Source organism: Paraglaciecola sp. IT1134, assembly GCF_058068185.1.
Window position 1 is genome coordinate 5,032,817 of record NZ_CM176486.1, and the last position, 21,385, is coordinate 5,054,201.

General features: G+C 45.3%; 21 protein-coding genes. 13 read left to right on the plus strand and 8 right to left on the minus strand.

The features are described 5' to 3' along the window. Positions 1–60: 60 nt before the first annotated feature. From dapF to AC3RV5_RS22020, 4 genes are read left to right on the plus strand one after another with little or no spacing between them, the layout of a single operon-like run. Entirely contained in the window at positions 61–891 is an 831-nt protein-coding gene (dapF, locus tag AC3RV5_RS22005) for a diaminopimelate epimerase (RefSeq protein WP_489729695.1), read from the plus strand. After that, positions 888–1,586, plus strand: a complete 699-nt coding sequence (locus tag AC3RV5_RS22010) for a DUF484 family protein (protein WP_489729696.1) — start codon at positions 888–890, stop codon at positions 1,584–1,586. Before dapF ends, AC3RV5_RS22010 begins: the two co-directional genes overlap by 4 nt. Next, the gene (locus tag AC3RV5_RS22015) at positions 1,586–2,482 is read left to right on the plus strand and encodes a tyrosine recombinase XerC (RefSeq protein ID WP_489729697.1); all 897 of its coding nucleotides are present in this window, start codon (positions 1,586–1,588) and stop codon (positions 2,480–2,482) included. The genes AC3RV5_RS22010 and AC3RV5_RS22015 overlap by 1 nt, the downstream gene beginning before the upstream one ends. Positions 2,483–2,511: 29 nt before the next feature. Next, entirely contained in the window at positions 2,512–3,228 is a 717-nt protein-coding gene (locus tag AC3RV5_RS22020) for an HAD-IA family hydrolase (protein WP_489729698.1), read from the plus strand. 17 nt (positions 3,229–3,245) lie between these two features. Here the strand turns inward: AC3RV5_RS22020 and cysE are convergent, their stop codons facing one another. Next, positions 3,246–4,025, minus strand: coding sequence for a serine O-acetyltransferase (gene cysE / locus AC3RV5_RS22025; RefSeq protein WP_489729699.1), 780 nt, complete (start codon positions 4,023–4,025; stop codon positions 3,246–3,248). 147 nt (positions 4,026–4,172) lie between these two features. On the opposite strand from cysE, the gene uvrD reads away from it, so the two are divergent. Next, on the plus strand, positions 4,173–6,341 hold the full coding sequence (gene uvrD / locus AC3RV5_RS22030; RefSeq protein ID WP_489729700.1) for a DNA helicase II: 2,169 nt from the start codon (positions 4,173–4,175) through the stop codon (positions 6,339–6,341). Between the two features lie 517 nt (positions 6,342–6,858). Here the strand turns inward: uvrD and rarD are convergent. Beyond that, on the minus strand, positions 6,859–7,770 hold the full coding sequence (gene rarD, locus AC3RV5_RS22035) for an EamA family transporter RarD (RefSeq protein ID WP_489729701.1): 912 nt from the start codon (positions 7,768–7,770) through the stop codon (positions 6,859–6,861). Positions 7,771–7,936: 166 nt separating this feature from the next. On the opposite strand from rarD, the gene AC3RV5_RS22040 reads away from it, so the two are divergent. Then, positions 7,937–8,506 (plus strand): YqaA family protein, encoded by a 570-nt coding sequence (locus AC3RV5_RS22040; RefSeq protein WP_489729702.1) that lies wholly within the window; start codon positions 7,937–7,939, stop codon positions 8,504–8,506. Positions 8,507–8,546: 40 nt separating this feature from the next. Then, positions 8,547–9,473, plus strand: coding sequence for a formate/nitrite transporter family protein (locus tag AC3RV5_RS22045; protein WP_489729703.1), 927 nt, complete (start codon positions 8,547–8,549; stop codon positions 9,471–9,473). A 53-nt stretch (positions 9,474–9,526) separates the two neighbouring features. Here the strand turns inward: AC3RV5_RS22045 and AC3RV5_RS22050 are convergent, their stop codons facing one another. Next, positions 9,527–9,931: a DUF2177 family protein gene (locus AC3RV5_RS22050; protein ID WP_489729704.1), complete on the minus strand. Its 405-nt coding sequence runs from the start codon at positions 9,929–9,931 to the stop codon at positions 9,527–9,529. Between the two features lie 246 nt (positions 9,932–10,177). On the opposite strand from AC3RV5_RS22050, the gene AC3RV5_RS22055 reads away from it, so the two are divergent. From AC3RV5_RS22055 to AC3RV5_RS22080, 6 genes are all read left to right on the plus strand, one after another. Next, positions 10,178–10,624, plus strand: coding sequence for a hemerythrin domain-containing protein (locus AC3RV5_RS22055; protein WP_489729705.1), 447 nt, complete (start codon positions 10,178–10,180; stop codon positions 10,622–10,624). Positions 10,625–10,753: 129 nt separating this feature from the next. Then, entirely contained in the window at positions 10,754–11,287 is a 534-nt protein-coding gene (locus tag AC3RV5_RS22060; protein WP_489729706.1) for a peroxiredoxin-like family protein, read from the plus strand. Between the two features lie 336 nt (positions 11,288–11,623). Next, complete coding sequence (locus tag AC3RV5_RS22065; protein WP_489729707.1) at positions 11,624–13,258, plus strand: diacylglycerol kinase family protein; 1,635 nt, start codon at positions 11,624–11,626, stop codon at positions 13,256–13,258. A gap of 235 nt (positions 13,259–13,493) precedes the next feature. Next, entirely contained in the window at positions 13,494–14,057 is a 564-nt protein-coding gene (locus tag AC3RV5_RS22070; RefSeq protein WP_489729708.1) for a CC0125/CC1285 family lipoprotein, read from the plus strand. Between the two features lie 77 nt (positions 14,058–14,134). Further along, positions 14,135–15,112, plus strand: a complete 978-nt coding sequence (locus AC3RV5_RS22075) for a mechanosensitive ion channel family protein (protein ID WP_489729709.1) — start codon at positions 14,135–14,137, stop codon at positions 15,110–15,112. Between the two features lie 320 nt (positions 15,113–15,432). Next, positions 15,433–15,861, plus strand: a complete 429-nt coding sequence (locus AC3RV5_RS22080) for a PA2169 family four-helix-bundle protein (RefSeq protein ID WP_489729710.1) — start codon at positions 15,433–15,435, stop codon at positions 15,859–15,861. Between the two features lie 210 nt (positions 15,862–16,071). Here AC3RV5_RS22080 and AC3RV5_RS22085 read toward each other — a convergent pair whose 3' ends face one another. The 5 genes from AC3RV5_RS22085 to AC3RV5_RS22105 form a co-directional block, all read right to left on the minus strand. Further along, positions 16,072–16,401, minus strand: a complete 330-nt coding sequence (locus AC3RV5_RS22085) for a hypothetical protein (protein WP_489729711.1) — start codon at positions 16,399–16,401, stop codon at positions 16,072–16,074. A gap of 289 nt (positions 16,402–16,690) precedes the next feature. Then, entirely contained in the window at positions 16,691–17,329 is a 639-nt protein-coding gene (locus tag AC3RV5_RS22090; protein WP_489729712.1) for a pentapeptide repeat-containing protein, read from the minus strand. 876 nt (positions 17,330–18,205) lie between these two features. Next, a complete protein-coding gene (locus AC3RV5_RS22095; RefSeq protein WP_489729713.1) occupies positions 18,206–18,772 on the minus strand; it encodes a BON domain-containing protein in 567 nt (188 codons plus the stop codon). A 253-nt stretch (positions 18,773–19,025) separates the two neighbouring features. Beyond that, entirely contained in the window at positions 19,026–19,832 is an 807-nt protein-coding gene (dkgB, locus tag AC3RV5_RS22100) for a 2,5-didehydrogluconate reductase DkgB (RefSeq protein ID WP_489729714.1), read from the minus strand. Between the two features lie 190 nt (positions 19,833–20,022). Next, a complete protein-coding gene (locus tag AC3RV5_RS22105) occupies positions 20,023–21,348 on the minus strand; it encodes a DUF2254 domain-containing protein (RefSeq protein WP_489729715.1) in 1,326 nt (441 codons plus the stop codon). Between the last annotated feature and the right edge of the window lie 37 nt (positions 21,349–21,385).

Sequence of the window (21,385 nt, forward strand, 5' to 3'; positions counted from 1 at the left end):
ATGTTTGGAACAAGACGTAATTCCGCTTTCAAACAACAGATTTTGATGTAAGTAGCAAACATGCAAGTTCAGTTTTCAAAAATGCACGGCTTGGGCAATGATTTTGTCGTTATCGATAATGTCACTCAAAATGTATTTTTCACAAAAGATAAAATTAAGCAATTAGCGGATCGTAATTTCGGCATCGGCTTCGACCAAATGTTGCTGGTCGAACCGCCTTACGATCCGGAGCAAGATTTTCATTATCGGATTTTTAATGCCGATGGCTCAGAAGTATCACAATGTGGTAACGGTGCGCGCTGCTTCGCGCGTTTTGTGAAGATGAAAGGCTTGACGAATCGAAATAAGATTGTGGTCAGTACCAAGGCTGGACGTCTAGTCCTGTATCACGAGCGGGACGGCCAGATAACCGTAAACATGGGTGTACCAGAGTTTGAACCAGCGCAGATACCCTTGGTCGCCAACAAACAAGAAAATATCTATATTATCCGCGCCCAGGAGCAAACATTTTTTTGTGGGGCAGTGTCTATGGGCAATCCCCATTGTGTGCTGTTAGTCGATGATGTAGCCAATACCGATGTCAATGGCATTGGCCAGTTACTATCCGGCCATGAGCGCTTCCCTGAGGGTGTCAACGTTGGTTTTATGCAGATTATTAGCCCACAGCACATTAAACTGCGGGTTTTCGAGCGCGGTACGGGTGAAACCTTGGCCTGTGGTAGTGGTGCCTGTGCGGCAGTAGCCGTGGGCCAAATGCAGAACAAGCTGGCAAAGGAAGTCACAGTGGAATTACCCGGTGGCAACCTTAAAATTCGTTGGCAGGGGCCGGACAATATATTAAAAATGACGGGCAATGCGGAACACGTTTTTGATGGAACTATAATGTTATGAAGGACACTTCTGGACAGCAAAAAAGTACGTTAAATGTCGCGCCTTCCTTTGCTGGATCAGATGCCATGACAGAGGATCAGGTGGCTAAATATTTAATCACACATCCAGAATTTTTTGTCACCCACCCCCAATTGCTGGAACAATTAGAAATCCCCCATATCCATAAGGGTAGCGTGTCACTGGTGGAGCGCCAGAGTGAACAACTGCGTCACAAGGTGCGGCAGTTAACTAGCAAGCTGAGCCAGCTCATTGCCATCGCTAAACAAAATGAAGAAATTTATCGTATTTATGCCGATCTCAATCTGCGCATATTACGCTGTACCGACATCAGCGAGGTGCAAATGGTGCTGGCCGAGGTGATGCAAGATCAACTCAACCTTTCATCGGTCGCCCTTAAACCTTACAAGGGTGCCTTGGCTTTACCTGAAATTCAGCGTAAGTTATTTTCCGAGAAGCGTTTTAAAGACAATGGGTTCTTTTTCGGTCGTCTCAGTGAGCACGAAAAGAAGTTATTGTTTAATGATCAGGAAGCCGGATCCGTGGCCTTATTGTTACTTGGCGCTCAAGGTGAATTAGGCATATTAGCCATTGGCAGCAAGGATCCCGGGCACTTTAATCCAGACATGGACACTTTGTTGATCACTCAATTGCAGCAATTTTTAAGTATATTGTTGCCCAAACTTCTGGATTATTAATGATGTTGCAGCCAAGCCTGCAGCCCCTGTTGGACAATTATTTTGCCCATTTGAAATATGAGCGCAACTTGGCCAGCAAGTCCATTGAAAATTATCAACGTCAACTTGCTGTAGTTGTCACCCAATTGACTATTCAATCATGGGCGGAGCTAAAAATGGAAGATGTGCGACTGATACTCAATCACGCCAGACGTCAACAACTCAGTCCCAGGAGCATCGCCCTTAGATTGTCCGCCTTGCGCACTTTTTGCTCTTATCTGGTGAATCAAAATATTTTAAACTGCAATCCAGCCAAGGCATTACAGGCCCCAAAGGCCGGACGCCCTCTGCCCAAGCAGCTGAATGTGGATGAAATGCACCAGTTATTGGAATTCAAGGATGACTCACTCTTAGCCTTACGAGACAAGGCGATGCTGGAATTAACCTACAGTTGTGGCCTGCGCCTGTCAGAACTGGCCGAACTTAATCTGACAGATCTCACTGCTGATAATCAATTAAGGGTGATGGGCAAGGGCGGCAAAGAGCGGATTCTGCCCGTAGGCAAAATCGCCCAGACGTGTTTGAAAAAGTGGTTAGCTGTCCGGCCTTCCCTCGCACAGCCAGAGGAACCCGCCCTGTTTATCAGCAAACACCTAAGGCGTATCAGCACCAGGCAAATTGCTAAACGCATGCAGCTGTGGGCCAAACACCAACAGCTGGATCAACATGTTAACCCACACAAATTGCGCCATTCCTTTGCCACCCATTTGCTGGAGTCCAGCGGTGATTTACGTGGCGTGCAAGAATTGCTCGGCCACGCCAATTTATCCACCACACAAATTTATACACACTTGAATTTTCAACACCTCGCTCAGGTATATGACGGTGCGCATCCAAGAGCCAAACGCCGCACCTAAGATCAGCCCTCAGGAACGAATAACGCAACATGATATTTTATCGCCAACTACAAAAAATTTCCGCCATGAGCTTTGATCTAGATGACACCCTGTACGATAACCACGCTTATATGCTCAAGGCCGAACAAAAATTAATAAGCTTTTTACAGCAACACAATCCCCCTGAAACAACCACTGACAGTCAGTACTGGCGACAACACAAACTGGCCGTACTCGACGCAAACCCCCAACTACACAGCGATATGGGCCAGCTGCGCAGACAGACTTTAATCCGGGGATTAGCTCAGTTGGGACATAAGGGACAGCAGCTGAACAAAGCAGTAGAGGAAGCATTTGCATTTTTCTATCACCAGCGCAGTAATTTCAAGGTAAGCAGTGAAGTTTGTAAAATACTGGATAACCTCGCCGCTCAGGTGCCGCTGGTGGCGATCACTAACGGCAATGTAAATCTGAGCCAAATTGGCATAGCCGAATATTTTCAGACAAGCTATCACGCCAATCTTACCTTACCGATGAAACCCAATAGCAACATGTTTAATGCCGCCCAACAATTTCTGCATTGCCAGGCGGGTGAAATATTGCATGTTGGTGACAATTTACACAAAGACATACAGGGCGCCAAGCTGGCTGGTTTCAGTTGCGCATGGTATGCGTGTAATCGCAGCATGTCCCTGGCCAATGAATCCGGCAGTTTGCTGCCCGACATTCAGTTGGCCAGCCTTGATGAGCTTCGCACTTTGCTCTAGGTTGGCCTTGGCCGCGGTTAATCTTCTAGTACGTTTTGACGCATGGTTTGGCAGGGGTTGGAACAACTGGGTTTTCCTACTATTTTTGCCGGCACGCCAGCCACAGTGACGTGGGCCGGCACATTATTCAGCACAACACTACCGGCACCCACTTTCGCGCCTTGCCCAATCTCAATATTGCCTAAAATCTTGGCCCCCGCCCCGATCATCACACCTTGGCGAACTTTAGGATGACGATCTCCGGTTTCGTTACCCGTGCCGCCTAATGTTACTGACTGCATAATCGACACGTTATCTTCGATCACTGCGGTTTCTCCCACCACTATGCCCGTGGCATGATCAAACATCACGCCCTGTCCTATATAGGCGGCGGGATGAATATCCACCGACAATACTTCGGAGCTTCTGCTTTGAATAAATAACGCCAACTCTTGTTTGTTGTTTAACCACAGAAGATGAGCATAGCGATGTACTTGAATGGCGTGAAATCCTTTGAAATACAACAACACAGTCAAATAAGATTTGACCGCCGGATCCCGCTCAAACACCGCTTGGATATCATGCATAGTAGCCTCAATCAATAGCGGGTGGGTGGTGTAGACATGGGCGAGCATACTGCGCAAGGCCGGCGCAGTCATCACTTCGTCAGACAGTTTGTTAGCTAGAATGAACCCCAGTGAAGATGCAAAATCAGGTTGTTTAAGCACGCATTCCAAGGCATAGGTAGCTAACAATGGTTCATTTTCAACCAGTTCGTGGGCTTCGTGTTTAAGTTGTTGCCAGAAATCTAGTTTCACAAATTTCACCTTATGTTCGCTCATCTATACAGTGTAAATAGCCAGCACAGATATGCCTAATTCTGATTAAGAACAAAATGATTAAATGTATAAAAACACAGTATAACTGCTATACTGGCCCGATGATTTTCCAGCCTTTTTATCTCCATGGATGTATCTCGACTTTTAGAACAACTGAATGACAAGCAGCGCGACGCCGTAGCTTCTCCCGCCTCAGACATGTTAATACTGGCCGGAGCCGGTAGTGGCAAAACCCGGGTATTAGTGCATCGTATTGCCTGGTTAATGGACGTGGAAGGTGTCGCTCCCTGGGGCATACTGGCGGTGACCTTTACCAACAAGGCGGCCCGGGAAATGCGCGGCCGCATCGAGCAGCTCCAGGGTAGTGCCTTAAGCAATATGTGGATTGGTACCTTTCATGGCATAGCCCACCGCTTGTTGCGTACCCATTACACTGAAGCCAAACTGCCACAAAATTTTCAGATATTGGACTCAGATGATCAATATCGCCTGGTTCGCCGGGTCATCAAAAGTATGAATCTGGATGAAAAACAGTGGGCCCCCAAGCAACTGCAGTGGTACATCAATGGCAACAAGGATGAAGGTTTACGTGCCGAGCACATCGAAACCCACGGTGACGTTAATCAACAAACTTTGCGCGATATTTATCACACCTATCAACAAACCTGCGATCGTGCTGGTTTGGTGGACTTTGCCGAATTACTGTTAAGAGCTCATCAGTTGTGGCTGCAAAACCCAGCCATATTGCAACACTATCAACAGCGTTTTCGGGCCATTCTGGTAGACGAATTCCAGGATACTAACAACATCCAGTATGCCTGGTTACGTCTGCTGGCGGCACCGAGTAATAACATGATCATTGTGGGCGACGACGACCAATCTATTTATGGCTGGCGTGGCGCAAATGTGCAGAATATCCAACATTTTTTAAGGGATTACCCCCAGGCTAAAACCATTCGCCTGGAGCAAAACTATCGCTCCACGGGCAATATCCTCAAAGCCGCCAACGCCGTCATTGATAACAACCAGGGCCGTCTAGGCAAAGAATTATGGACGGATGGCGCCGAGGGCGAACAGATTTCACTCTATGCCGGTTTTAATGAATTAGACGAAGCCCGCTTTACCGTATCGCGCATTAAAGACTGGCACAGCCAGGGCAATGCATTAAGTGATTGTGCAATCTTGTATCGTAATAATGCCCAATCCCGGGTGTTAGAAGAAGCCCTGTTGCAAGAGTCTGTTGCCTATCGTATCTATGGTGGTTTACGCTTCTTTGAACGTCAGGAAATACGAGATGCCCTGGGATATTTACGTATTATCAACCAGCAAATTGACGACGCCGCTTTTGAGCGTGTAGTCAATACCCCCTCTCGGGGAATTGGTGATCGTACTTTGGCGCAAATACGCGAGGTGGCCAAGGAAACCGAACAATCTATGTGGCAGTCATGTCTGCAATTGTTACGTGAAAAACGTCTTACGGGCCGTGCTGCCAATGCGTTACAGGCCTTTATCGATTTAATTCTGCAGCTGCAAAAGGACGTACTTGACCAACCCCTGGATTTACAGGCGGATCATGTGATCAAACATTCGGGTCTGTATGCTATGTACCAGGCCGAAAAAGGTGAAAAAGCCCAAGCCCGTACCGAAAACCTGCAAGAGCTAGTCACAGCGTGCAAGCAATATGCGCCGCCAGAGGAAGCTGAAGATATGACACCCTTATCGGCCTTTTTAGCTCATGCCTCATTGGAAGCGGGTGAAGCCCAGGCAGATAAACATCAAGATGCGGTTCAGATGATGACTATTCACAGCGCCAAAGGCTTAGAATTCCCTCTGGTGATCCTAGCCGGTGTGGAAGAAGGCATGTTCCCTAGCCAAATGAGTAATGACGAGCCGGGTAAAATTGAAGAAGAGCGCCGGCTTTGTTATGTGGGCATGACCCGAGCCATGCAGAAGCTATATATCACCTATGCGGAGAGCCGCAGGGTATATGGCCAGGATAAATATCATACCCCGTCGCGATTTATCAAAGAAATCCCCGGGGACTGTATTGAAGAGGTCCGTTTACGCACCACTATTTCCCGTCCCGCGCAAAATCGCTTTCAACCCGTAACAACCCACACTGCCTTTGAATCTACCGGATTTAAACTGGGGGAACGGGTTGCGCACCGTAAGTTTGGCGAAGGCACTGTGCTCAATTATGAAGGCAGTGGTGAACACGCCAGAGTTCAGGTGAATTTTGAGGAGCTGGGTAGCAAATGGCTGGTATTATCCTTTGCTAAATTAACCAAATTATAGTGGGCACTCTCTCTGCTGAAGCCCTGTCATCTGTTTTGCACAACATGGCCCAGCCGAAAAAGTTTAATAAACGGACGGCTTATTCCGCAAAAAGTACTGATAATATAGGACAGCGCAGACAGCATGCAAGAGATCACCAAGCTGATCAAGCTTGCTAAGTTAAGCCGGTTTGCGCCATAGTCGATTACACTCTGCCCGAGGCCCCTCATGCCGGGCTATCGATTTTGCCATGGATTTGTTTTTGTCTACCATAGTAGTCACGGTGCATCCTACGGCCCGTTCTGGCGGCGAAGAATTTTGTGTATTTATGCCAAACGTCTGCATTGATGCAGCGTTTGGCTGCTCGATAGTTTTCGACAAATGCTCGCCAGTCAAACCTTGAGATTCGAAGGTAACAGCTTTAATTGCAAAGTCAGCATTGCTGTGACTGAACTAGATGAGGGCGGTGTAAAAGGTATGATACGCCGGGCCGAGCAACACTTGTATACGGCCAAAAAAAACGGGCGTAATAAGGTGATTATTGACCACGAATTGCCACGACCAGTTTGCGAGCCTGATGATAGTGGCGTAACGAATCGTAGCTAAATATGCCCAGGGCCAGCCATACAAAGGCAAACATCACCAAAGTAGCATTATCCAGGGGTTCAGCATAAACCATGGTGGCCAAGGCAAACATAATACTTGGGCCAATGTACTGGAAAAACCCCAGGGTTGAATACATGATGCGTCTGGCCGCAGCGGTAAAACACAGCAAGGGCGCAGTGGTCACTATCCCGGCACATATGAGAGTGATATTCAAGACGGTATCATTTGTCGTCATATCACTCATCTGCCCAGCGAAGAAAATCCAGTAAATAAGCGCCGCTGGTAACATCATAGTGCTTTCAATCAACAAACCGGGTAAGGAATCCACCGCGACTTGTTTACGTAATAAACCATATACGCCAAATGTACCGGCCAAGGTTAACGCCACCCAAGGTACATGACCATAGGAAAAGAAAAATATCACCACCCCGGACAGTACTAGCCCTACTGCCAGACGCTGCAGATTACGCAGGCGTTCACCTAAAAACACTCTTCCAAGAAACACATTTAACAGTGGATTAATGTAATAACCCAAACTTGCATCTAACAGATGGCCATTATTTATGGCCCATATGAACAAAAACCAATTGCCTGCTAGCAGCAAACCGGATACCAGCAATATCTTCACAACTTTTGGGTTTTTTAGGGCAGCCTTAACCTTGGGAAAATGCCCGGTTACCGCCACCAGTATCAGCAGTAATAAAACTGACCAGACGATGCGGTGCAGCAGAATTTCTATGGCTGGCACAGCGTCAAGCAGCTTAAAGTAAATAGGTGCCACACCCCACATAGAATAAGCAGCGATCGCAAATAATACACCTGACTTAGCTGATTTATCGTACATGTGCAAACCACCCTTTGTTTAGAACGCGGCAGTGTGGATTAAGCGCCCTGAAAAATCAATGTCTTGTGTTGAAGCTTTTTGAAAATTAGCTATGGTATACATCGTGCTTGCTAAATTGTCACATGTATCAAACTCACTAACTGTTACCTGGCATATTAGGAAAAACATGGTCGCCTATTTAAAAGACAAAACGAAAAAACTCGTCGATTCCCACAACATGTACCTAGTGCTGGTTGGGGCCTCGTTTCTGGAATCCATAATAGTCCCTATCCCCTTAGAAGCAATACTGCTCCCCTTGATGCAGGCCAAGCGGGAAAAGCTCTGGCTACTGGCTTTTTTAGCGACCCTGGGCTGCATTTTCGGTGCGGTAATTGGTTACGCTATCGGCTATTTTCTGTTTGAGCAATTTGCACAGCAGATCGCCAATTGGTTTTCTGATCCCCAGCAATTGTCAGCAGTAAAAACCCAGATGCAGGAACAGGGATTTTGGTACGTGCTTTGGGTGGGTATTTTGCCAATCCCTTTTCAAATTGCCATGCTGGCCGCCGGAGCAGCTAAATACTCTTTAGGCATGTTCCTATTAGCTACCTTTATTGCCCGTTCACTGCGTTATTTTGGTTTGGCGTTGCTGGTGAAAATTGTCGGCAATCAGGCAGAAAACCTATTCAAAAGATATAAGATACCTACAGCCATAGTGTTAACCACCACTGTTATTGGTATATGGCTGCTCAGTTAGACGACGTTAACCATTCATCAGTACTTACATTAGGAACATTATGCGCGACTCTCTCGATCCACCTGAAAATAACAGCCATGAACCCAAGATAGTCTCAGCCACAGGTGAGCCCTTATTCAATGAGGATGCTCGAGAGCGCACTAAAGAGCGCAACTGGGAAAGTAACGAATATGTGTCGGTAATAGTTAAACGTACCGACGAAACCTTCCGCCATCCAGATGATATTCTGGAAAAGGCTATTGACGAAGGTATAGAGCAACTTAGCCGCCCAAGCATGTCTCTATTTATGTCGGCTATGGCAGCGGGCATGATCATCTGCTTCACCGTCTTAGCGGTTGGAGTGATGGCCAGCATGACCGGGGATCTCACCAGCGGCTTCAACCGTGTACTGGTCGCGCTGGTTTACCCCTTGGGTTTTGTGATGTGTATATTAAGCCGCACCCAACTTTTTACCGAACACACTGCCACAGCTTTTTATCCTATTTTAGACAGGCGGATCAAGGTCCACAGAATGTTTCGTTTATGGGCGATTGTCATAGCCGGCAACTTAATTGGTGGTGTCGTAAGTGCGGGGTTGTTAGCGCTAAGCGAAGAGGTGATCCACGCAGCAGACGGCTACCTTATTATCGCGGAACACCTGTTATCGTACTCGCCCTTGCCACTACTAATGAGTGCCACGCTAGCGGGTTGGTTGATGGCTCTTGGCGCTTGGACGATCTTGTCAACCCATTCCACTACCAGTCAAATACTGTGTATTTATATCGTGACCTTTGTGATTGGTCTGGGCGGCTTGCATCACTCCATTGCCGGATCGGTAGAATTGCTAGTGGCGTATTTCACCTCTAATACACTGAGCTTAAACGTCATGTTAAAAGCCATTGGCATTGTTTTGTTAGGCAATGCGATTGGCGGCACTGTTTTTGTGGCATTGTTGAATTACAGCCATATTCGAAAATTAAACAAATGAAAAAACCTTGGGAAGGGGGGGGCTCCCCTTAGCGGGTCAACAGACATTCATACTCAGCGAGCCAAACGTTTGACCATAACCCAGCTAAACCAGCCACTTAGGGCAGTTACGACTGTACCCCACACCCAATCCTTGATACTGATAGCAAGGGGCCAGTCAGCAAGAATAGCGTAATTGGTCAAGTTGTAGGCCCCATATGCGGCCATGCCCAATACGGCTCCTGATACCAATACTGGTAACCCCGAGCGCTTTACATAGTGTGGCGCTACCACCAGATGGACTAAGGCGCCACAATATGACAGATAAAACACGACCCAAGGTAAAATGGAGAAATCTTGGCGTAACCAGCCCTGCAAAGCAGTCATATATGTTTCCCGGGCAATCAGACCTAGCCAAATACCGTCTAACAGCAAAAAACTAAGCAACGCTGCCCCATAAGCCACCCAAAATCTTTTCATGCTTTTTCCTTGTTGCCATTTACCAAGTACACCCATTTACCAATAGATAATGCCCGATACCCTTGGTATAGAGTAGGAAATAACTGCGTATTGCGTGTAAGTTTTTCAAGTCCCTATCATCCAGACGTTGTTTTTTTTCTACATGGTTTTTTAAAATATTTTTAAATCAACAACTTACTCTAATGTGATTGGCTGGTATAAAGATCGCATCTAGCCATACATATTGAATTAATAAACGGTGAGTTAATGAAAATTTTTGAAGCCCTTCGACAAGACCACGACACGCAGCGCGAGTTAATGAAAGTGCTGGTTGAAACATCCGGCGATACTGAGCGTCGCCAGAAAAGTTTCAGACTGCTTAAAGAAGCGTTAGAGAGTCATGCCCTGTCCGAAGAGCGCCATTTTTACGCGCCCTTGATGGAATTTGATCAAACTATAGGTCCAGCGCGCCACGCCGTAGCCGAACATCACGAAATCGATGAATTGATTGAAACCCTGGAAGATACGGAGATGGACACCTCTGCATGGCTAACGTATATGAAAAACTTGCAGAAACTGGTGACACATCATCTGGATGAAGAAGAGCATGAATTCTTCCAGCAGGCGGGCAAAGTATTGAGCGAACAACAAAAATCGGATCTGGCCAGCAGTTATCGCAGCGAGATGACTAAACAGCACACCAAGGCTCAATGAGCCAGTCGGATTATAACCCTGTCATGTTTTTGAACGTTTCCGATAAACCATGCCCGTATGGAACTTTAGATCCACAGCCTTGGCTCCAAACAGGCGTGCCCATCAGCTAACAAGCAAAAGAGGATAGAAATGAATACAGTTAAAATTAACGCCGGTGCCACCTTTCCGCAATTAACAGTGCTCGATAAACAAGGGCAGTCGGTCACATTAGTGTCCCCTGAACATAAAGATGACTGGACTATGGTAGTGGTCTATCGAGGCCAACATTGTCCCGTTTGCACCAAGTACCTGAACCGCTTACAAGATATGTACCCTAAGTTCGCCGAAATTGACGTACAAATCGTCGCCGTATCGGCTGACTCAGTGGAACAGTTACAGGCCAAACTTGCGGATGATGTCAGTGTTGACTTCCCAGTGTATGCGGGGTTAACCCTAAAGCAAATGCAGCAACTCGGGTTATACGTTTCCCAGCCAATGTCACAAGCCGAAACGGATCATCCCTTTGCCGAACCGGCTATATTTGTTGTCAACAGCAATCATCAGGTACAAGTGTTGGAAGTAGCCAACAGTCCCTTTGTGCGACCAGATTTAGATACCTTATTATCCGGTTTGAGTTACACCCGAAAAAATGATTACCCCATTAGAGGCACCCATTCAATTTGAGCTGGGTAAGGTATTTAAGACTACGCTGAATCAATGTTAATGGACTACTCACCTGCCGGGAAAAATATTAATACCTGGCGGGAGACGTTTTTTTGATTTATCCCCCCTATTGACCTACAAACCCATAATGGATATTGCGAAGGGCTTGTTTACTTTGTTATCCCTTAATTCGTTGGCAAGAAACACTTCCCCCCGCAAGGGCGAGTGTTTCTTCGGCAAGGTAACTGACGACGTGAAATACCAAAGTATAGGGGTAACAAAGCGGCATGAAATTCGCTTTGTTTCTGTTTTCGGCCACAGTGGTGGCTGTGGGAACAACTTTCAATTGAGAAGCCAATGTTTATCATAAAATATTATCTAGGCAGCGCCCTGTTAGCTTTTGTTCTGGCTTGGTTTAGCCCCAATATTATTTTGACAATTCTTTTAACCTGGATTGGGTTATCTATGTTGGGTGTCAGTGCTGCTTATCTGTTGAAGCAACCGGCTATCTTTCGTAAAAAGCAGGATGGGACCATCCCCTTTTATATTCGGTGGCTGTTTGTGCCCTTTTTGATAGGTGTAACGCTATACAATGCCTGGGCCAGAAAAAATGACACTGTGCCTGCGATCCAGAAAATTGAGGAAAACCTGTTTCTCGCCTGTCGTTTATTCCCCACGGATGTTGAGGAGCTTAAGCACCTCAAAGTTCAGGCAATTCTGGATGTAACGGCAGAGTTTGACGGTCTGGATTGGACCGCCCAGTCAAAAGACCTGGCCTATTTGAATGTGCCTGTACTCGATCACCAAAGTCCATCACAGGAAGACCTGCTGGCTGCCGTTAACTGGATAGAGAATCACAGACGCGCTGGCCGCGGAGTCGTCGTGCACTGCGCGCTAGGCAGAGGACGCTCCGTGCTGGTCATGGCCGCTTATTTGTTGAGTAAACATCCATTGATGAGTGTACGAAGTGTAATGGAAAAAATTCAAGGAGTCAGGCGCACAGCCAATCTGAACTCGCACCAGCTCAAGTCATTGGTGAAGATACATGATACCGGAGCCCTGGACCTGCGCCCGCAAGTTTGGCTCATCGCCAATCCTGTATCTGGTGGTGGGAAATGGCCACAAAACCGGGAGTTTATTGAACAGCGCCTTAGTCCACAAATGCAGTTAACTATCAAAGAAACTAGTGGGGATATCAGCGCTCGCAGTTTAGCTAAACAAGCGATTGATGAAGGTGCAAAAACCATCATTGCCTGTGGCGGTGATGGCACCCTGACAGAGGTAGCCTCAGAACTGGTGGATACGGATTTGAATCTTGGCATTATCCCCTTTGGCACCGCCAATGCGTTGGCTCACGCCTTATTTGGCAGTAAGTCTAAAATTATGCCTGTGGAAGTTGCCTGCGAGAATATAGAACAGGGAATAGTTAAACGTATTGATACAGCCTGGTGCAATGAGCACTTAATGCTGCTAGTTGCTGCGGTGGGATTTGAACAAAAGATGATCGAAAACGCCGATCGCGAAGAAAAAAATCTGGGGGGGCAAATGGCTTATATAAAAGCGTTGTGGGACGCCGTGGATAACAACGAAAGCCTGGAGCTTCAGGTGGAAATCGACGACCAGCCAGCTCAGACAATACACGCCTGTAGCTTGGTTGTGGCCAATGCCGCGCCTTTTACTACCGTGCTGGCCCAAGGTGGGGGGGAACCTAACGTAGAAGACGGTAAACTGGATGTGACCTGGTTACCGCCGCAAAACTCTTTTGGTGGGCATATGTTCAGCCTGTCAGAATTAGTTATGCCTGGGCTTTTTGGAGATACAACTAACGGCCATGTGGAGCACACCAAAGTAGAAAACATCATCATCACAGCGGATTCAGATTTAAAATTTGTGATAGACGGTGAGAATTACACCGCTCAGCAAATAAATATAAGAGTTAATCCCTGCTCATTAAATGTATTGCTGGCACCCAAACAATATACCTCTGGGTAATTTCCCCCCGAACCAAGGAGCAATGAATTTTAACCACCTGAATATGTTTGTCTGGGTATTATGAATATTTTACCGGCACCAAAGTAACTTTTGCGCTAGGGTGTCTGAGCAAAATTTTGCACATCTTACTCACCGTGTTCTGCCACGCTGGCCCGGTTCTTGATACAAGTTTGGCAATAACACGTTAAAGCTGTCACTAAAAAGGTGACCACCAAAACAAAAGTGAGCCACTAATATGAATATACTGCCAGACTATATATTATTGAAACCTAGCTTGACGCTGTGTTTAATATGTTTATGTCTGTTTGGCTGCAGCAGTATCCCACCCACACCTTATCAGGCCGCAGTGGAAAACGGTGATGACGGCTTTAGCCATATCAAGCTCAGCGAAAATCAATATAGAGTGATATTCAACGGCAATAAAACTACAGACGAAACGAAGGTTGAGGATTACACTCTGCTTCACGCTGCAGAATTAACCCAAGCGTTAGGGTTCGATTGGTTCATCATCGTTGACAGCGACACCGAAGTGGAAAGCAAAGATATTACCCGTGTTGGCCCTCGTCCTACCCCCGTAACGCCAATCGGAAGGGACACTAACTGTGGTGTATTGGGTTGTACCACCCCTAGCTCACCCCATTATGCCGGGGGGCAGGTGGTCGTGCAAAAAGTTAAAAACAGCATATTGTCATCATTGTTAATCACTATGGGTAACGGTCAGCCAGATACCCCCTTAGAAGTATTTGATGCCGCTCAGTTGGCCAATAACCTACGTCAGCAATATTCAATTCATCAATAACCACAAGACAGGTATTTCCTCTTAGCGAGTGCTCTGCACTCGCTTTTTTTTGATAATTCAATACCCAGGAAATCATTATGGAATTTAAAGCCCTTGACGAATTTTCAAGTCTGATTAATAAAAAGCTACAAGGCTGGCTAGAAGCAAGCATCATGCATTTGCCCAATTTTGTGGTCGCTGTGGCTATTGTCGTGGTGTTCACTATATTAGCCAGGGTACTTAGCAGTATGTTACGCAAAGGTTTGCATCGTGCCCTGGAGTCACGGCAAATCGCTGATCTTTTAGTCTCGATCTTCAAAGTCTTGGTATTAGCCGCTGGTTTATTTATCGCTCTGGATTTTTTAGGTTTGTCGGGCACAGTGACTTCCTTGCTGGCCGGAGCAGGAATAATCGGATTAGCTATAGGATTTGCCTTTCAGGATATGACGGAAAACCTCATTGCAGGGATTGCTATGGGTATACGCAAGCCTTTCCAAATCGGTGATGTAATCCAAGCCGAAGAAGTTTTTGGTAACGTCAGAACCATTAACTTGCGTAACACTCTGGTGGAAACTTTTTTTGGCCAACTTGAAGTGATCCCCAACAAAATCCTGTTCAGGAATGTCTTAACCAATTATTCAACAATAGGGGTACGACGCATAGAAGTGCCAGTCGGTATCTCCTATGGCGATGATCCCCAGAAGGCTGCGGATGTAATCACTGAAAAACTCAATGGGTGTGAATTTGTCATTAAAAAACAAGAAACTGCGGTTTTTGCCGAAAGCTTTGGTGACAGCAGCATCAATCTGTTGGTCTGGTTCTGGATTGATTATCCAGGGGACACCGGCTTTATGGTCGCTCGACACAAGGCCATAGTTTTGATTAAACAAACTCTAGAGGAGAACGACATACTTATTCCATTCCCTATTCGCACATTGGACTTCGGCGCCAAAGGCGGTGAAAAACTAAATACCATGTTGGCGACAGAACAGCTATCAATGACGGATAAAAAAAACCTCGACGGGGAAAACACCATGCATAAACCGCAAAACTCGGCCGAGACTCCGAAGGATTAATCCTTCCTCAGCACCTATAAAAAAGTTTTAATATTGAGCCACAGTTAGCACTCCCTAGATGCTGGTTCTGCCATGTGGTACCACTTAACGTCTAGTGAAAGAAGAGTCACCCAGGTCGAAATTTCTACACAAAAAAGAAATATTTACCCAAATAGCTGTTCCACCATACATCCGCAAATCCTCACTAGAATTCTCAACTACAGCAGCAATTTTAGGCCAAGCATTTGATTACCAATTAAATTAGGGTTTCTTATGCCATGTTCCGGATTCACTGGTTTGCTTGTTGCATTGTATAGGTTAATCAGACCGAGACTCTGATTGTGTGCATACATTCGATTTCAATTATAAAAGTACTTAACGGCGGCATAGAATTTTATTCAAACGCCATCAAAAAGGTAAACTCCCCGGAAGTAAAAAATGTATTTAGCGCAATGATCCGTGAAAAACAGGCCGCTGCTGCCAAATTACAACCTTTTGCCGTAGCCAAACAAGGGAAATATGAAAGTGATAATTCCGTGGCCGTCGATACACGCAACATATATACCCGCCTTATCAGTACGTTTTCGTCGGATAGTGATCATACTTTTGTTAGCCAGCTAGAAGAAGTTGAGGATAAAACCCTGGACGTGACCAGAGACGCACTGGATGAGGATCAGCCTGGGGATTGCCGCTTAGTATTAAATGCGCTGATGACCGACATGCAACAATGCCATGATCAAATGAAAGCTTTGCAGAAAACCACGTCATAAAGACAAACAACAGATGGGCCCTAAACGTAATATTTTTTGGGTCCTATGTGCTGCACATCGCGACTTTCCTTACCCTCAATTGCAAAAAAATCACCGCACTGTGACTGACAATTCGATGGGTACTAAGGTATGTTACTAAAGCTGGAATAAAATCCCAGGTTAAAGATTTGGATGGGGTAACAGGTACTTGAAATACCCACATGCAGTGAACTAAAAACTGACTGTGGGGGCACCTGAGGATATTCTGCCTTGCAGAGCAAGTAAATTCAGCCCTCTCTGGGCATGGTCTAGCGCTTTGGCTTTCCAGCCGGAATCCAAATGCTTAACTGAGGATTGATAATAATATTGGGCTCGCTGTAGACGTAATCGAGAATTGCGATCATTCAGATCATAATTGGTGTTATCTAATTGGGTTGCAAGTACCTTTATCTCATTAGGCATGGGGAGTTTTGCAGTTCTGTCATCTGCGGCTTGCACAGAAAGCAATAAGGATCCCATGGTTAATAACACAGCTGAAGAAATGGATAATAAGGCTTTCATATAGATCCAATAAGGCTAACTAGTCTGACTAGTGTTGTGCAATTACGATACCAAGACCCCCAGTTAGTAGAAATGCATATCATAATACATATAACAAAATAACTTGTTATTTATCAAATGGTTAAGCTTAACATTTAAAGGAGTAGCTGTTTAGATGTGGTTAAAGCTACATGTGGTGATGAACCCCGATTGCATATCCTACAAAACAGGTATTTTTTACACTTATTAGGGGTTTCTTTGACTAGGAGCGGGTAATAGGTAGAAAAAATTTCTGGCTTGCTACTGTGGGCTACTCAATCAAATCAATATCCATAGCGGCAAGCAGATTCATGGCTTCGAAACGACAAAAGCGTGCCCCTTTTAATACATTACAACGCGGGTCAATATGGTAATCTGTTGCCTCGCTAAAATTTGCTTGGCTAAGATTAGTACGCACAAACAAACTGTTATAAAGGTCGGTACCGGTAAAGTTTGCGCTGGTAAGATCCGTCTCCCGAAAGTCAACATCTTGGGCTTTGCATTCAATGATTTGAATGCCGGCAATACCCAACGCAAAAAAAGTTGATGAGTTTAAGTTAGATTTTTTGAACTTCAATCCTGCCCCGGACATCAAGCCTCGCCAACAGGCATTTGTCCAATTGACACCCAGTAATTTACAGGCACAAAATTCCACATTTAGGAACTGACTAGCATTGAGCTTGACAAAACTTAAATTGCAGGATGTAAACAGGCAATCGGTAAATATACATTCTTGAATGAGCAAGTCTTTGAAATCACAATTGATAAATTCACAATCCTCAAAGCTCAGGCTAGTTAGTTGGTTCCGAGTAAAAATAATACCATTAAATTTTTTTCCATGTGAGTCGTGAAGTCTCGGGTGGCTGCCGGGCATCATTTTTCCTTTGACAGACAGGTTGTCATCGGACAATAACAGATATGCTCCTGAACTTTCATATGCAATAAGACATAAATATCTGTCGTGCCCTGATTAAAATCTGCGCGTAAAAGTTGTTACCGCATTTTTCTTAGTTAAAGCCACCTTGAGGATGGCCACAAAATTTATGTTGCTGTTGTTGTATGTCGCCCTACCAAGCTTGGCAAACGAAACTGTGATTCGCTTTTATACGATCCTAAAAGGAACCAACAACAGCTCGCTTGCAGCCAGTGAACATATCGATGGCACAAAGCCCGTTGGTAAAGGCCTGCGGGCAGGGAAATTATTTTATCTGACATGATTTATGACCTCAAATAAGCGAAAATCAATTTTGTTGCCCATCCGCTTTGCGTTGCTAAAAGGTTTAATGGGATGTCGCCCATTATTGCTCAATAAAGGCCAGCTACAAAATTTTTCCGATATATATAGCCTGGCATAATTACAAAAAACTGGTAGTGGGGTCAGTTTTGAGTGGTTAGAAACAGAAATACTTTTGCGCAACGGCTGGTGTTAGCAGGCGGCTCTGCAAAAAAGAGGCACAGAATGCTGCAAGCAAGCAGATTCGACTATTTTCCCTGAGGAATTTTTGGAATAAGGCGGGTGACGGAATTGGCGGAACGTATTGAGTCACGGTGAGACCCACCATCAACAAAGAAAATGTGAGGAAACTTCTAAGCCTCACACATAGCATTGCCAATGAAAGTATCTACAAAGCCAAAATACACCATCACATTATATTTAAGTTAAAAATACGGCGGTGAGCTGACCCGCCAAGAAGGTAGTAGATAAGCGTACTTTTCGGTTATAACTAAAGGGCAAAAAAAAACCCGCACAGGGCGGGTGTTGAGATATACCTAATTCACACCAACACTAATCATTGTGGTTAAGTTTATTGTTTTTTAAATTATCCACAACGCTCTTCACGTCAGTGGTATTTTCAGCAATTTTCACCGCTAGTTGACGCGCTGCGTCAGAGTCAACCATGCCTGTCAGGGTGACAGCACCCATTTTCGATTCAACTTCGATGTCTAACCCACTTACCTGCGACTCAAATAATAGACGGGTTTTTATTACGGTTTCAATTTTTGCATCATTTAAGGTCTGCATCATTTCACCGTCCTTCTCCGCGTCTAATTCTGCAATGACAGTTAACTGATTGTCTACATCCTTAACACCGTCCAGTGACATGACCAATTCAGTTGCCAGGGATTTATCTACCTGACGATCCACCTTACCCGTAAGGGTAACCACGCCGTCTTTTACATCAGTATTAATATCAAACGAGTCCAGATGACCGTTAAGCATCAGGGTGGTCTCGGCTTTACCATCTATCCAGGCATCGCTAGCGGTGTCCTTCCAGTTGTTCTGGGCATTAGCAGCTAATGACGCAGTTCCTAACGATACGGCTACTAAGACTGAAATGATTGAATGTTTCATAATTATCTCCTTTTTAAAATTCTCAATATCCAAAGCTAAATTCATGCCATCTCGCAAGCAATTGATTATATTGATTATTATCTTAATTTTTGGGGTTGTTAGTGCGCTAAAAACGTAACAATTGCGATAGGAATGTAAATAATTCCGCCATCTAGTCAGGCTAGTCATGGTCCACTTCGCCTGGCAAGGTTGCTTTGCTTGCAAAAACAAATTGCGCTACCGACAAAAGGCTAACGTGTATAGCGAGACTAGATCACCAATCTGGCGCAAAGTCCGGATTGACTATGCGTTCCTGTGGCTCGATAGCCGCGATCTCTGACATATCCTGTGGTGTCAATATCAGCTTGGTTGCAGCCAGATTGTCGCGCATATGACTGATGTTGGTAGAAGATGGAATGCTGATAATGTGTTTTTGGTTTAACCAGGCCAATGACACAGCTGAAGGCGTACTGTTATGTCTTTGAGCTATGGTTTTTAATATTTCATCCTCCATCACTTTACCCACACCAAGTGGCATATAAGCAACAACTTGAATACCATTGCGCTGACAGCATTCTACCAATTGGATATTTTGGAAATGAGGGTGTACTTCAATTTGGTTGGTCAATATTTGGTCAGTGCCTAAAATCGACAAGGTCTGGGCTATCTGGCTCGCAGTGAAGTTTGATACCCCGATATGTTTGCTCAGTCCACGCTCTTTACAGGCCTTCAAGTGCCCTAAGTAGTCTTCCAGGGCGACGTCGTTGTCCGGTGATGGCCAATGAATAAGTAATAGGTCGACATAGTCAGTATTGAGTAAAGTCAGACTATTTTGTACACTCGTAAGAAACTTGGATGCCGATAAATTTTCATACCACACCTTAGTGGTGAGAAAAAAATGCGCTCTGGGTAAACCAGATCCCGCGATAGCATCACCCACTTCAGCTTCATTTTCATAGATTTGCGCGGTATCAAGGTGTCGATAACCTACTTCGATGGCGGTGGAAACCGCAGTCTTGGCTTCCTCTTCTTTGAGTCTGTAGGTACCAAAACCTGGTGTAGGAATAGAAATATTGTGCATAATAACGTCCTCATAAATACATTCGCTTGCTACATTTAGCTTGCGGTATGTGATCAATACGCTTCGTCTTACGATTTACATGCCAACACCTAAACGTTTGATATTAAATAAGTATTTTGGTTTAGAGGCATTGACCGTGAAATATATTCACGGAATTATATATAGCTTTCATTTTGTGCAGGGTGTGGATCTACGCTTTCAGTTCGAGTTGAGTCTTGATTTGCTTTAATCGCCCGTTTATATCCTGCCAGTCCCTATCTGGAAGCGACGTTTCCCGTTGCACCTGTTCAATCATCAAAGCCTGAGAACGTACAAAGTCCCGCTGCTCATCGTTCTTGCTCACCCTAACTATGGTATTTAACCCTTCTAGCAACCGAATGGTGACGGCAATACTACCGTGAGCATATTGACGAATTTGATTAAATGCTGCTTCTCCCATGCCTGCGAATGATATAGGTCGACAGACTAAACGCAATACGCCTGAGTCGTCCCGTCTGTGAGCCTGAGGAAACGGTTTGTTGGTCAATTCGCTTAATATTGCCGTTAATTTATCTACACAGGTTATGGCGGAATAGGGATCGTTAATCCCAGGTGAAAGAGCTCGTACGGCAATTTCCACCAATTGGTGCACAGCAAATTCAGCATCTTGTACCGGTGTACGCTGTCCCCCTTGAATGATACAGTCGATAAGGGTATTGGGCTCACAAGGCAAAGCGTTACCTTGGAAATAAGCCGTGATCAAACAGGCATTTTTGCACACAAAATCCCCCGGCATATGATGTACGTCAAGGGCGATATCACATCTGGAGGCCAGCTTGAGCAAATACTTAAAATCAGTGGTTTGTATATAGCCGCTGCGGCCAGCTGGCAAATCCACATGATTGAGATAACGCTGCTCAAAATCAGCGGCTTGTTTACCCATCAGATTGGTTTGCTGATCCCGGTGCTCTGGAAACAGCCGGTCTATATTGCGTTGTAAATCGCAATACACATCATCAATAACATTATCTGCCTGAATGGCCCGAGCCACGTGATGAATAAAATAAATCAACACTCCCGCACCTATGATTGCCAGCACCATAGCGAAATACAAGGAAATACCGGGCACAAAAGGTGTATCTCCGTAAGACTTGGTGGCTTGAATAACGAGCAAACAGTAAATAAAGGTTGCGACGAAGTTACCCAGAACACATTTGGTGCCAATATCCATCATGAAATTACGGATAAGGCGAGGTCCAAATTGAGATGACGCCAGGCTAAGTGCCACCACAGTGATAGAAAAGGCGATACTGGTCACAGTGATCATCGAAGCCGCAATAGTAGTTAATAGTGCGCGGGCCGACTCAGGAGAGGTCTGGTAAAAGAAGGTAAAAAACCCGTTGGTGTGATTAACCCCGTAGCGGTCTAATTGCAGCAATACTTGCGACATAATAATGGCACAAAAGACCATCAGCGAAGGCACAAACCAAAAGCTCGTCCTGATAGAATCCCAAATCCGCAATATCCGTGTATTCATGTTAGGGGCAACCTAGTCGAGTAATTTAAAAGCAATG

Excerpts from the sequence above, each read along its gene's own strand:
- dkgB (WP_489729714.1), bottom strand. The coding sequence starts at position 19,832 with ATGCACAATATTTCTATTCCTACACCAGGTTTTGGTACCTACAGACTC.
- AC3RV5_RS22055 (WP_489729705.1), top strand. The coding sequence starts at position 10,178 with ATGAAAATTTTTGAAGCCCTTCGACAAGACCACGACACGCAGCGCGAG.
- AC3RV5_RS22045 (WP_489729703.1), top strand. The coding sequence starts at position 8,547 with ATGCGCGACTCTCTCGATCCACCTGAAAATAACAGCCATGAACCCAAG.
- dapF (WP_489729695.1), top strand. The coding sequence starts at position 61 with ATGCAAGTTCAGTTTTCAAAAATGCACGGCTTGGGCAATGATTTTGTC.
- AC3RV5_RS22065 (WP_489729707.1), top strand. The coding sequence starts at position 11,624 with ATGTTTATCATAAAATATTATCTAGGCAGCGCCCTGTTAGCTTTTGTT.
- AC3RV5_RS22075 (WP_489729709.1), top strand. The coding sequence starts at position 14,135 with ATGGAATTTAAAGCCCTTGACGAATTTTCAAGTCTGATTAATAAAAAG.
- AC3RV5_RS22095 (WP_489729713.1), bottom strand. The coding sequence starts at position 18,772 with ATGAAACATTCAATCATTTCAGTCTTAGTAGCCGTATCGTTAGGAACT.
- AC3RV5_RS22085 (WP_489729711.1), bottom strand. The coding sequence starts at position 16,401 with ATGAAAGCCTTATTATCCATTTCTTCAGCTGTGTTATTAACCATGGGA.
- AC3RV5_RS22015 (WP_489729697.1), top strand. The coding sequence starts at position 1,586 with ATGATGTTGCAGCCAAGCCTGCAGCCCCTGTTGGACAATTATTTTGCC.
- AC3RV5_RS22105 (WP_489729715.1), bottom strand. The coding sequence starts at position 21,348 with ATGAATACACGGATATTGCGGATTTGGGATTCTATCAGGACGAGCTTT.
- rarD (WP_489729701.1), bottom strand. The coding sequence starts at position 7,770 with ATGTACGATAAATCAGCTAAGTCAGGTGTATTATTTGCGATCGCTGCT.
- AC3RV5_RS22050 (WP_489729704.1), bottom strand. The coding sequence starts at position 9,931 with ATGAAAAGATTTTGGGTGGCTTATGGGGCAGCGTTGCTTAGTTTTTTG.
- AC3RV5_RS22060 (WP_489729706.1), top strand. The coding sequence starts at position 10,754 with ATGAATACAGTTAAAATTAACGCCGGTGCCACCTTTCCGCAATTAACA.
- uvrD (WP_489729700.1), top strand. The coding sequence starts at position 4,173 with ATGGATGTATCTCGACTTTTAGAACAACTGAATGACAAGCAGCGCGAC.
- AC3RV5_RS22020 (WP_489729698.1), top strand. The coding sequence starts at position 2,512 with ATGATATTTTATCGCCAACTACAAAAAATTTCCGCCATGAGCTTTGAT.
- AC3RV5_RS22010 (WP_489729696.1), top strand. The coding sequence starts at position 888 with ATGAAGGACACTTCTGGACAGCAAAAAAGTACGTTAAATGTCGCGCCT.
- AC3RV5_RS22070 (WP_489729708.1), top strand. The coding sequence starts at position 13,494 with ATGAATATACTGCCAGACTATATATTATTGAAACCTAGCTTGACGCTG.
- AC3RV5_RS22040 (WP_489729702.1), top strand. The coding sequence starts at position 7,937 with ATGGTCGCCTATTTAAAAGACAAAACGAAAAAACTCGTCGATTCCCAC.